This window comes from Nocardiopsis sp. NPDC049922, assembly GCF_040660275.1.
Taxonomy (GTDB): domain Bacteria; phylum Actinomycetota; class Actinomycetes; order Streptosporangiales; family Streptosporangiaceae; genus Nocardiopsis.
In genome coordinates this window covers 37,026-48,881 of the sequence record NZ_JBFAME010000016.1, presented here as the reverse complement: position 1 = coordinate 48,881, position 11,856 = coordinate 37,026, and the positions used below count along the sequence as shown (strand labels likewise).

General features: G+C 73.3%; 10 protein-coding genes. 2 read left to right on the top strand and 8 right to left on the bottom strand.

Annotated features, from left to right (window positions below; translation table 11 throughout):
- Nucleotides 1-39: 39 nt before the first annotated feature.
- Nucleotides 40-1,089 (bottom strand): substrate-binding domain-containing protein, encoded by a 1,050-nt coding sequence (locus tag AB0I72_RS23875; protein ID WP_358572374.1) that lies wholly within the window; start codon nt 1,087-1,089, stop codon nt 40-42.
- A gap of 426 nt (nt 1,090-1,515) precedes the next feature.
- Here AB0I72_RS23875 and AB0I72_RS23870 point away from each other — a divergent pair, with 426 nt between their 5' ends.
- Complete coding sequence (locus AB0I72_RS23870) at nt 1,516-2,586, top strand: LacI family DNA-binding transcriptional regulator (protein WP_358572373.1); 1,071 nt, start codon at nt 1,516-1,518, stop codon at nt 2,584-2,586.
- Nucleotides 2,587-2,613: 27 nt separating this feature from the next.
- On the opposite strand, the gene AB0I72_RS23865 is transcribed toward AB0I72_RS23870, so the two are convergent.
- The 7 genes from AB0I72_RS23865 to AB0I72_RS23835 all read right to left on the bottom strand — a co-directional run bounded on the left by AB0I72_RS23865 (nt 2,614) and on the right by AB0I72_RS23835 (nt 10,658).
- Nucleotides 2,614-5,454, bottom strand: coding sequence for a DEAD/DEAH box helicase (locus tag AB0I72_RS23865; RefSeq protein ID WP_358572371.1), 2,841 nt, complete (start codon nt 5,452-5,454; stop codon nt 2,614-2,616).
- 12 nt (nt 5,455-5,466) lie between these two features.
- On the bottom strand, nt 5,467-6,363 hold the full coding sequence (locus AB0I72_RS23860; RefSeq protein WP_358572369.1) for a YegS/Rv2252/BmrU family lipid kinase: 897 nt from the start codon (nt 6,361-6,363) through the stop codon (nt 5,467-5,469).
- An 85-nt stretch (nt 6,364-6,448) separates the two neighbouring features.
- Nucleotides 6,449-6,871 (bottom strand): DUF397 domain-containing protein, encoded by a 423-nt coding sequence (locus AB0I72_RS23855; RefSeq protein WP_358572367.1) that lies wholly within the window; start codon nt 6,869-6,871, stop codon nt 6,449-6,451.
- A 101-nt stretch (nt 6,872-6,972) separates the two neighbouring features.
- Nucleotides 6,973-7,803, bottom strand: a complete 831-nt coding sequence (gene tatC, locus AB0I72_RS23850) for a twin-arginine translocase subunit TatC (RefSeq protein WP_358572536.1) — start codon at nt 7,801-7,803, stop codon at nt 6,973-6,975.
- 170 nt (nt 7,804-7,973) lie between these two features.
- Nucleotides 7,974-8,306, bottom strand: a complete 333-nt coding sequence (gene tatA / locus AB0I72_RS23845; RefSeq protein ID WP_358572365.1) for a Sec-independent protein translocase subunit TatA — start codon at nt 8,304-8,306, stop codon at nt 7,974-7,976.
- Between the two features lie 66 nt (nt 8,307-8,372).
- Complete coding sequence (locus tag AB0I72_RS23840; RefSeq protein WP_358572363.1) at nt 8,373-8,555, bottom strand: hypothetical protein; 183 nt, start codon at nt 8,553-8,555, stop codon at nt 8,373-8,375.
- 84 nt (nt 8,556-8,639) lie between these two features.
- Nucleotides 8,640-10,658, bottom strand: coding sequence for a WYL domain-containing protein (locus tag AB0I72_RS23835; RefSeq protein ID WP_358572361.1), 2,019 nt, complete (start codon nt 10,656-10,658; stop codon nt 8,640-8,642).
- 104 nt (nt 10,659-10,762) lie between these two features.
- On the opposite strand from AB0I72_RS23835, the gene AB0I72_RS23830 reads away from it, so the two are divergent.
- Entirely contained in the window at nt 10,763-11,851 is a 1,089-nt protein-coding gene (locus AB0I72_RS23830; RefSeq protein ID WP_358572359.1) for a DUF3866 family protein, read from the top strand.
- Nucleotides 11,852-11,856: the final 5 nt, after the last annotated feature.

Below are 11,856 nucleotides of genomic sequence, written 5' to 3'. Positions count from 1 at the left end.
GGCGGTGTGCGTCTTCCTTCGCGTCGCGGACGGTGTGGGTCAGCCCCAGCAGTTCTCCTGGCCCCAGGCGCTGTCCCGGGACTCCAGGCCCTCGAACGCCTGGTCGGTGATGAGCTCCACTCCGGTGTCGACGAAGTCCGCTCCCTCGGAAGGCTCGGGCAGCTCGCCGGTCTCGCTGTACTCGACCACCGCCTCCACCCCCATGGCCGCCATGTCCAGCGGGAACTGCATGGCGGTGGCGCCGATGACGCCGCCGGCGACGTTGTCCACGCCCGGGCAGCCGCCGTCGACCGACACGATGGTCACGTCCTCGGCACGGCCGGCGGCCACCAGCGCCTCGTACGCCCCGGCGGCGGCCGGTTCGTTGATCGTGTAGACGAGGTTGAGGTCGGGGTCGCGCTGGAGGAGGTTCTCCATCGCGGTGCGACCGCCCTCCTCGGCGCCCTCGGTGACGTCGTGGCCGACGATCCGGGGGTCGTCCTCGTCGCCGATCTCGCCCGGGTCGGCGATGTCGACCCCCAGCCCCTGGAGGAAGCCCTGGTCGCGGGCGACGTCCACGGCGACCTGGTTGGGGTTGAGGTCGAGCATGGCCACGCGCGGCTCCTCGCCCTCGGCCGCGAAGCGCTGGGCCGCCCACCGGCCGATGAGCTCCCCGGCGCGGAAGTTGTCGGTGGCGAAGGTGGAGTCGACCGCGTCGGCGGGTTCGGTGGGCGTGTCGAGCGCGATCACCATGATCCCGGCGGCGCGGGCGCGGTCCAGGACCGGAACGATCGCCGCGGAGTCGTTGGGGGTGATGAGGATGCCGTCGGCTCCGGCCGCGATGAGGTTCTCCACCGCCTGGACCTGGGTCTCGTTGTCGCCGTCGTACTCCCCGGAGAAGGTCTGGAGGCTGACGCCGCTCTCCTCGGCGGCCGCCTCCGCGCCCTCCTGCATCCTGACGAAGAACGGGTTGGTCTCGGTCTTGGTGATCAGCCCCACCAGGACCGTGTCGTCGTCTCCGCCGCCGCCGGAACAGGCGGTCAGCGAGGCCGCCAGGCCCAGTCCCGCGGTGGCGGCCAGGGCCCGGCGCGTCCACGGTGCGTTCGTCATGGGAGTTCTCCTTCGGATCGCCCCGCTGGGCGCGAGGCAGGTGTCGGGGGACGCCGTCCCGTGACCCACGCCACTGAGACAACGATGTCCCGAAAGTTTCAGCGAGACGTCCGCATCGTGTCAACCCCCGTAGTCACAGCAGTTCACCAGGCACAAGAAGTTCGTTTGGCCCTGTTGACAACGTTGACTTCGATGATGCAGGGTGAGCCACGTCACCGACTCCCGCACCCGCCCGGAAGCCCCGGCACGTTCGGCCGCCACCGCCGCCGACCGGGCGCCCCGAACCGGACGGGTGCGGCAGAATGGGACCGTTCCCCACCTGCCGGATCGCGGCGACGAGCGGTCGTGGGCGGCGTCGCACGGCGCGGCCCCGTCCGCGCACGGGGGGCGAGGATCGAGGCGACGCGGAGAGAAGCCGGGGTTCGAGTGTCGGTGCACCACGATGGCATGGAGCGACGGTCCGCGTCCGAGGAACCGGTCCGCCGGGCCACGATGAAGGACGTCGCCGCGCTGTCGGGGGTGAGCATCAAGACGGTCTCCCGCGTCATCAACGGCGTCCCGACGGTCTCCGACGAACTGCGCGACCGCGTCACCCGCGCCATCGTCCAGCTCGACTTCCAGCCCAACCTCGCCGCCTCCAGCCTGCGCCGCACCGACGGCGCCACCCGGCAGATCGCCCTGCTCCTGGAGGACGTGGCCAACCCCTTCTCCGCCACGTTGAGCCGCGCGGTGGAGAACGCCGCCCGCGACCACGACACCCTCGTCTTCACGGGCAGCCTGGACGAGGACCCCCAGCGCGAACTGGAGCTGGTCCGCGCCGCCACGCTGCACCGGGTGGACGGCATCATCATCGCGCCCGCGGCGCCCGACCACGGCTACCTGCACCGGGAGATCCGCACGGGCACCCCCGCGGTGTTCGTCGACCGTCCGCCGCGCGGACTGGCCGCCGACGCGGTCCTGGCCACCAACACCGAGGGCGCGCGCGAGGCCGTCCTGCACCTGGCCGACCACGGGCACACCGAGATCGCCTTCCTCGGCGACGCGCGGACCATCAGCACGGTCGGCGAACGCGTGGCGGGCTACCGGGCGGCCCTGGCCGAACGGGGGCTGCCCGAACGGCCCGGCCGCGTCGTCCAGGACCTGCCCGACACCGCCAGCGCCGCGCGCGCCGTCGCCGCGCTGCTCGACTCCGCGCACCCGCCCACGGCCCTGTTCACCGCGCAGAACCTGGTGACCATCGGCGCCATCCAGGCACTCCAGGAACGCGGTCTGCACGAGCGCGTGGCCGTGGTCGGCTTCGACGACTTCCCCATGGCCGACCTGCTCGTTCCCCGGGTGACCGTGGTCGCCCAGGACGTGATGCGGATCGGGGCCCTGGCGGTGCGGCGGCTGTTCGAACGCATCGGAGGCGACCACGCCCCGCCCCGCGAGGACCGCGTGCCCACCACGCTGGTGGCACGCGGCTCCGGGGAGATCGCGCCGCCGCCGACCGCGTGAGCCCCGGGCGGCGGTGGGCGAACGCCGTCAGCTGAACGACGAGTAGGCCACCACTCCGCGCAGGACCAGGTCGGTGGCCTTGCGCGCGGTGGAGCGCACCTCCGGGTCGCCGGTGGCGCCGGCGATCTGGCTGAGCATGTCCCCGAGCATCTTGGCCGTGCGCACGAAGTCACCGGCGGGCATGTCGGCTTGGCGCAGGATCGCGTCGAGGCGGTCGCCGCGCGCCCACCGGTGCGCGGTCCACACGAACCCGAAGTCCGGCTGGCGCAGGAACGACACCCGGTGCCGGGACTCGACGTCGTTGAGGTCGCCCCACAGCCGCAGCATCTCCTGGAGGGTCTCCTCGATCCGCCCCGGCGGGATCCGGGGGAAGGGATCGTCGTTGCGGCGCGGCTCGTAGACCAGGGCGGCCGCGCAGGCGGCCAGGTCCACCGGGGTCAGGTCCTTCCACAGCCCCCGGCGCAGGCACTCGGCGACCAGCAGGTCCAGCTCCGAGTAGACCTTCGCCAGCTGGGCCCCGTCCGCGGAGACGGTGTCGTCGGTCAGGTAGCCCAGGTCCTCCAGGACCCCGCACACCCGGTCGAAGGTGCGCGCGATGACGTGCGAGCGCCCCTCCACCCGGCGGCGCAGGCCCTCGGTCTCCTTGCGCAGGTGGAAGTGGCGCTCGGCCCAGCGGGCGTGGTCCTCGCGCTCGTCGCACCCGTGGCACGGGTGCGCGCGCAGCTCGGACCGCAGCCGCAGCACCTCGGCGTCCTCACCGGCGTCGCGCGGGGCACGCCCGGCCCTGGGGGTGTCGCCCTGCTCCCTGAGCTTGTTGCGCAGGGTCGAGGCCAGGTCCTGGCGCGAGCGCGGCGACCGCGCCGAGAACGACTTGGGGATGCGCATCCGCCCCGACGGGTGCACCGGGATCGTGAAGTCGCTGGCGTTGATCCGCTTCACCTGCTTGTCCGCGGTGAGGACCAGCGGCGCCGGGAGGTCGAGCTTGAGTCCGGGGTCCAGGACGACGGCGTGGCCGGAGAAGCGGCCCGAGGGGATCCGGATGATGTCGCCCGGACGCAGCTTCTCCAGGCTCTCCAGGGCGTCGTCGCGGCGCCGGGCCGAACGGGACCTGGCCAGCATGGACTCGCGGTCGCTCAGCGCCCGGCGCAGCGACGCGTACTCCATGAAGTCGCCCATGTGGCACTCGGCGGAGGCCGCGTACCCCTCCAGGGCCTCCTCGTGCTTGCGCAGCTGCTTGACCAGGCCGACCACGGCGCGGTCGGCCTGGAACTGGGCGAAGGACTCCTCCAGCATGGAGCGGCTGCGACGGCGGCCGACCTGGCCGACGAGGTTGACGGCCATGTTGTAGGAGGGCTGGAAGCTGGAGTTGAGCGGGTAGGTGCGGGTGCCCGCCAGGCTGGCGACCGACTCGGGGTCGGTCCCGGCCTGCCAGACCACCACCGCGTGGCCCTCGACGTCGATCCCCCGCCGCCCCGCGCGCCCGGTCAGCTGGGTGTACTCACCCGGGGTGAGCTGGGCGTGGGTCTCGCCGTTCCACTTGTCCAGCTTCTCCATGACCACCGTGCGGGCGGGCATGTTGATGCCGAGCGCCAGCGTCTCGGTGGCGAAGACGGCGCGGATCAGCCCCCGGCAGAACAGGTCCTCGACGATCTCCTTGAACGTGGGCAGCATGCCCGCGTGGTGGGCCGAGATGCCCGACTCCAGGGCGCGCAGCCACCCCTCGAAGCCCAGGACGGCGAGGTCGGCCGAGGGGATGTCGGCGCACCGGGTCTCCGCGTACTCGCGGATCTGGGCGGCCTCCTCCGGGGTGGTGAGCACCAGTCCGGCGGCCACGCACTGGCGCACGGCGTCGTCGCACCCGGCGCGGCTGAAGATGAACGTGATGGCGGGCAGCAGGCCCTCGTCGTCGAGCTTCTCGATGATCGTGGGCCGCGACGGCGGCGCGTACCGGGTCCGGGGCCGCATGGTGCCGCGTGCGCGCGCCTGCGGGGCGCGCCGCCGGTGCGCCAGCTGGGTGGTCCGGGCGTCCTCCTCGGCGATCCGGCTCAGCCGCGGGTTGATCGCCAGCCGCTGTCCGCCGACGACGATCTCGCGCGGCCGCCACGACTGGTCGCGGCGGCGGTCGCGTTTGCGCTTGCGGCCGCCCTCGCGCCGCCCCTCCTCCTGGTCGGAGGCGTTCTCCTCCACCGGTTCGGCGAACAGGTCGTGGATCCGGCCGCCCACCATGACGTGCTGCCACAGCGGTACCGGCCGTTTCTCGTCGACGATGACGGTGGTGTCGCCGCGCACCTGCTGGAGCCACTCGCCGAACTCCTCGGCGTTGCTGACCGTCGCGGACAGGGCGACCATGTGCACCGACTCGGGCAGGTGGATGATCACCTCCTCCCAGACGGCGCCCCGGAACCGGTCGGCGAGGTAGTGGACCTCGTCCATGACCACGTACGCCAGCCCGCCGAGGGTGGCCGACCCCTCGTAGAGCATGTTGCGCAGCACCTCGGTGGTCATGACGACCACGGGCGCCTCGCCGTTGACGCTGTTGTCGCCGGTCAGCAGGCCGACCTTCTCGGTGCCGTAGCGGCTGACCAGGTCGTTGTACTTCTGGTTCGACAGCGCCTTGATGGGGGTGGTGTAGAAGCACTTGGTCCCCTGGCTCAGCGCCAGGTGCACGGCGAACTCGCCGACGACCGTCTTGCCGGAGCCGGTGGGCGCCGCGACCAGCACCCCGTGGCCGTACTCCAACGCCTTGCAGGCACGGATCTGGAAGGGGTCGAACTCGAACCCGTAGAGGCCCTGGAAGGCCTCGATCGCGGCGCTGGAGGCGCTCTTGCGCCGACGGAAGGCGGCGTACCGCTCAGCGTGAGTACTCATATGGCTTTCAGACTATGAGGTCAGCTCCAGCATCTCGACCGCGCCGGGCACGACGTCGCAGACCAGCGGCGGGTGGCCGATCCGTTCGCCGTCGGCGTAGGCGGCCCCGACGTCGGCGCGGACCGTGACCCTGCGGCCGCGCTCGACCACGACCTGGTCCAGGCCGGTGTGGCCACCGGTGAAGACCAGCGGGAAGAGCCGCACGAACCGGCTGGTCGGCGCGGCGCGCAGGAAGACCACGTCGAGCAGGCCGTCGTCGGGGACCGCGTCGGGGCAGATGCGCATGCCGCCGCCGTAGGCGCTGGTGTTGCCGACCGCGACGAGCATGCCGGGCTCCTCGATCCGGCGCCCGTCCACCTCGACGGTGAAGTCGGCGGGGGTGAAGGAGCGCAGTTCGGCCAGCAGGCCCAGCACGTATCCGGCCCGGCCCACGCCGAACCGGAAGCCGTTCACCCGCTCGTTGACGCGCGCGTCGAAGCCACAGGCCAGGACGCTGAGGAAGTGGCGCTCGGCGCCGTCCTCCAGGCGCATGCGCACCGCGTCGAGCGAACGCGTCCGCCCGGCCAGGATCGCGGCGGCGGTGTCCCTGGCGGAGCGGCCGGGACGGCCGACGGCCCGGGCGATGTCGTTGCCGGTCCCGGCGGGCACGACCCCCAGGGGCACCCCGGTGCCCACGACCGCCTGCACGGCCTGGTGGACCAGTCCGTCCCCGCCCACGGCCACCAGGGCGTCGGGCCGGTCGGCGGCGGACAGGCGGGCCAGGCGGCGGCTGTCGGCGGCCGAACGGCCGGCCAGGACGCGCACGTCGGCGCCCGCCTCGCGCAGGCGCTCCTTGAGCCGGACGGCGGTGACGGCGGCGCGGCCCCGCCCGGAGCGGGGGTTGACCAGGAGGTCGATCTCGGGGGTCATGATGTGGCCCTTCAACTGCCCGGGGGTGCGGAGGGTGCGCGGAGGCCGGGCCGCGCACACCCTCGCGCCCGGGTGTGCCCGACCGTCAGGACCCGCCGGTGCGGGCCTGCTCGGCCTCCTCACGCTGGCGGCGATGGTACTCCTCCATCGCCTCGGGGGTGTTGAGCGGGGAGGGCACCCACGCGACCTCGACGTCGACCTCGCGGTTCTGGATGCGCCGCTCCTCCTCGGTCAGGTACTCCTCGGGGATGTCGAACTCGCCGTCGCGGGCGCCCAGGACGAAGGCCTCCCACTCGGCGGGGGTGAAGAACAGCGTGCCCTTCTCCGGCGACTTGCCGTCGCGGACGGCGCGGAAGCCGTCGTCGAACGTGGCGACCTCGACGATGGCCTCGGACTCCTCCTTGGACAGGGAGGAGCGCATCCACACCGCGTTCGTGGTGTCGTGCCACTTCTCGTTGCCCATGGCCTCGGGAGGAAGCTCACGCTTGGCTTCGGACTGATCACTCATCGCACTGGCCCTTCACAACATCGGTCGTCCCCGGGAGCGGCCCGGGGCGCCGGGACCGTACCGTCCGGCCCCCGCCAGACCCTAGCGTGTCGCGGACGCGCTCACCGGCGCTTGGAGGACTTCTCCTCCACGTCCGGGTCGTCCAGGTCCGAGGGCGCGTCGTCGAGCTCGGAGATCTCGTCGTCCCCGAGGGCGGCGAAGGGGTCGTCGCGGCGCTTGCGGCGGTCGTTGAGGAAGGCGAACAGTTCGGCCGCCTCGAACAGGATCACCAGCGGAACGGCCAGGGCGATCATGGAGATCGGCTCGGCCGGGGTGATGACCGCCGAGACCGCGAACGAGCCGAAGATGATCGCCCGGCGCCACTTGGCCAGGGCGGCGTGCGGCAGGATCCCGGCCAGGTTGAGCAGCGCGACCAGCAGGGGCATCACGAAGCCCAGCCCGAACATGACCATCATGATGATCATGTAGTCGAGGTACTGGTCGACGGTCAGCATCGGGTCGGCGTCCTCGGGCAGGAAGCCGAACAGCACGGTCAGCGCCAGGGACGTGATCCGGTAGGCCAGCGCGGCGCCGCCGACGAACAGCACCGCGGCGAGCGGCACGAAGATGTAGACGTACTTCTTCTCCCGGCTGTGCAGGGCCGGGGCGACGAACGCCCACAGCTGGTACAGCCAGACCGGCGCGGAGACCAGGGCGCCGACGAAGATCCACACCTTCATCGCGACGAAGAACGCGTCGAAGGGGCCGGTGACGATGAGCGAGCAGCCCTCGGAGTCGAACGCGGACGACTCCGGCAGCGAGCAGTACGGGGCGGTGAGGAAGTCCCACACCTGCTGGTAGAAGACGTAGCCCACGACGGCGCCCAGGGCGAGGCCGATCAGCGCCTTGGTCAGGCGTCCGCGCAGCTCGCGCAGGTGGTCCATGAGCGGCATCCGGGCCTCCGGATTGGCCGCCCGACCTCGTGCCCTCATCGCGTGGTCACTCTCTCTCGTCCGGTTCCGCTCCGTCGGAACCCGCTGACACCGTCACGCGCGGCACCCGGCCGCGCTCGCACACACGCCCGGACCGGCGCCCCACGGGGCCGGTCCAGGAAGAGCGCGGATCAGTTGCCGTAGCTCCGGGGCTGGGTCTCACCGGACTCGTTGACGATGCGCTGGCCGGGCGGCAGCTGCGGGTACCCCTGCTGTTGCGCCTGCTGCGCCTGCTGCGCCTGCTGCGGCTGCGACTGCTGCTGCGCCTCCGCGTCCTGCTGCTGGGGGCGCTTGCCGTCGTCGCCGGTGTCGTTGTCCTCGTCCATCAGGCCCTTGCTCTCGGCCTTGAGGATGCGTGCACTGCGGCCCACCGAGCGGGCGAGGTCGGGCAGCTTCTTGGCTCCGAACAGCAACACGGCCAGGACCACCAGAATGGCGATGGTGGGTCCGTTGATGGCTCCCATGGTTCTACCTCTCTGTGGGGCGCAACCGAGCGCCTTCGATGGTACGCGTACTCGACTTCCGTGACGTCACGTTCCCGTTCCGCCCCGGTTGACGCGTTCTAGGTCGGCTCCGCTCGCCTGGTACCCGCCCGCGGCCCTGGTCACCGTCGCCGAGAGCACGCGCGCCCGCCGAAGCGTCCTCACGGCGAGGACTCCGACGGCCGCAGCCCCGGCGAGAACCGTGCTGAACAGGACAGCGAGGGCGATCATGCCCACCACCATATCCGCTCCGCCGTGACCTGCACCCCACCCCCCGGTGAACAGGCGGGCCGTGCGCCGGGGCGCGGTCACCCGCTACCGGACCGCGCCCGCGCCGTAGTGGGCGAGCGCCCGCGCGGCCTCGGCGCGCACCTCCTCGGCGACCTCGGCCGGGGCCGCCACCCGGCAGGCGGGCCCCAGCCCCAGCACCAGCCGCACCACCCACGCGGGAGCGGGCGTGCGCAGCGTCGCGCGGACCCCGCCCCCGGGGAGTTCGGCCACCGACTCGCACACGTAGTCCTCGGTGACCCACCGGGCGGACGGGTCCAGGTCCAGGGTGACCACCGTGTCGCGCTCGGAGCGCTGGAGCACCCCCGCCGACAGGTCGCGGCGGCCCACCCCCTCGGGGACCCGCGCCGCCTCGGGCAGGACGGTCAGCTCCAGCACCCGGTCCAGCCGGAACAGGCGCACGTCGCCGCGCAGGTGGCAGTACCCCTCCAGGAACGGGTACCCGTCCTGCACGACCAGGCCCATCGGGTCGACGTGGCGCTCGGTCACCTGGTCGAGGTAGCCCGACAGGTACCTCAGGTGCAGGCGCCGCCCCGCGTCCAGGGCGTCCGCGCAGCGGCGCTGGGTGTCGGCGACCTGCTCGTCCACCTCCACCCGCACCTGAACGGCGTCGGCCAGGGAGGCGACCGCGGCCCCCGCCGCGGCGCGCAGCTTCTCGCCCACCCGCTTGAGGGCGCCGCCCTCCAGTCCCTCCGCCTCGGGCAGGGCCTCCAGCAGCGCCAGGCCCACGACCAGGCTGGCCGCCTCGTCGGCGGTGAGCCGCAGGGGCTGGGCCAGGGTGTCGGCGTTGCCGATGATGATCTCGCCGGTCTCCCTGGCGGCGTCCAGGTCGACCTCGATCAGGTCACCGGGCGTGTACCCGGGCAGACCGCACATCCACAGCAGGCTCAGGTCGGCGACCACCTGCCTCTCGCTGAGCCCGAAGTGCTCGGCCACCTCGGGCACGCGCACGTCGCGGCCCAGGGCGTAGGGAACGAGCATGAGCAGACGGCGCAGCTGGTCGGCGGAACGGGGGCCGCGCGCGGGGGCGCCGGAGCCCCCGTCCGCCGCCGGGCCGTCGGAGCCCCCAGCCGAGGCCGCGGGCTCGGCGGTGGCCGCCAGGTGGGCGGCGATCGCCTCACGGGCGCCCGCGGGTTCGACGACGACCGCCCGCGCGCCGAACGAGGCCACCCGGCGTACGAGGCCGGGGGTGTCGTAGTAGGGCAGGGTGAGGGTGTCCCAGCCGCCGCCGGAGGTGTCGCGCTCGCCCGGCACCACGCGCAGGGCGCCGCGCCGCAGGTCGTGGGCGGCGTCGGTGCGCACGCGCAGGACGGCGGAGCGCTCGGGTTCGGTGTGCTGCCCGGCCACCACCGACCGCAGGTCCACGCCCTCGGGGGCGACGACGTCGGGGCCGCCGCGCAGCACGGTCACCTCGCCGCGCACGCGGCCGAGCCGGAAGACGCGGCGGGCGCCGCGCATCCGGTCGTGGCCCACCACGTACCAGTGGCCGCGCAGGTTGACGATGCCCCACGGCTCGACCTCGCGCCGCTCGGCCCTCTCCTGGCCCGGCTTGCGGTAGTCGAAGGCGATCGGCCGACGGTCGCGCACGGCCTGCCAGACCGGGCCGAAGGACGGTTCGTCGGTGCGCATGGCGGGGGTCAGGCCGGGTGCGGCCTCGGTGTCCACCGGCACCCCGGCCGCCCGGAGCTTGAACAGGGCGTTGGCCGCGGCCTCGCCCAGGGAGGCGTGCCGCCAGGCGCGCGCGGCCAGGCCCAGGACCAGGGCCTCGTCGGGCAGCAGCTCGATCTCGGGGAGCTCGTAGTCGGTGCGCGAGATGCGGTAGCCCTCCTCGCCGCTGACCGCGTCACCGGTCCCCACCTGGATGGGGATGCCGCTGTCGCGCAGCTCGCGCTTGTCACGCTCGAACATGCGCTTGAACGCGGACTCGCTCTCGGCCTCGGCGTACCCCAGCACCGTCTTGCGGATCTCCTGGGCGGTGAGATGGCGGCGCGTGGACAGCAGACAGATGACCAGGTTCAGCTGCCGTTCCGTCTTCCTGCGCGACATCGCCAGCACCCTTCTCGACGTGTGTGGTGGATCGACCGACGGGGGCCGCGCCTCGCGCGCGTCGCTCCGCCGCCGGTTTCAGCAACGACGGTACCGTGCCGAACATGATCCGGTGGCGTCGTGGTGTGGTCCGTCAGCTCCTGCCGTCCTGGCCCGGCGTGCGGCCGTGCACGGTCGACCTGACCGCCGAGGACGGCCGGGAGCCCGCCAGGTGCCGGGCGCTGGCCTACACCGACCTGGTGGGGCACCCCCGGGTGGGCGACCGGGTCCTGCTCAACACCGGCGCCCTGGACCTGGGCCTGGGCACCGGCGGGTACGCGATGGTCATCGCCGTGCCCGACCGGCTGCCGCCCGACACCCGCGGCCCCGGCCACCTGGTCAAGGCGCGCTACACCCCCTTCCAGGCGACCGTCCTGGGCGCCGACGAGCAGGGGTCCCCGCACCACGCGACGCTGTGCGCCGCCCGCGGCGTCGACGGCATGCCCGTGGTGGTCGCCGACCTGCACTCGGCGCTGCCCGCCGTCGTCGCCGGGGTGCGCGCCGAACGCCCGGGGGCGCGGATCGCGTACGTGATGCTCGACGGCGGCGCGCTGCCCGCCGCCTTCTCCCAGGTCGTGGCGGTGCTACGGGAGGAGGGGCTGATCACCGGGTGCGTGACCACCGGGCAGGCCTTCGGCGGCGACCTGGAGGCGGTCACCGTGCACTCGGGCCTGCTCACCGCCCGGCACGTGCTGGGGGCGGACGTCGCCGTCGCGTGCCAGGGGCCGGGGAACCTGGGGACCGGCACGCCCTGGGGGTTCTCCGGGGTGGCCTGCGGTGAGGCGGTCAACGCCGTGGCGGCGCTCGACGGGCGCGCGGTGGCGGCGCTGCGGATCAGCGAGGCCGACCCCAGGCGGCGGCACCGGGGGGTGTCGCACCACAGTCTGACCGCCTACGGCCGGGTGGCCCTGGCCGAGGCGGACGTGGTCGTGCCCGGACTTCCCGGGGCGTTCGGGGAGCGGGTGCGGACCCAGGCCGCCGGGCTGGCGGCCCGGCACACCCTCGTCGACGTGGACGTCACGGGGTTGGAGGAGGAGCTGCGGGCGCTGCCCGTCAAGGTGTCCACGATGGGCCGGGGACTGGAGGAGGACCGGGCCGCGTTCCTGGGCGCGGCCGCCGCCGGGCGGCACGCGGCCGCGCTGCTGGACGCCTGAACCCG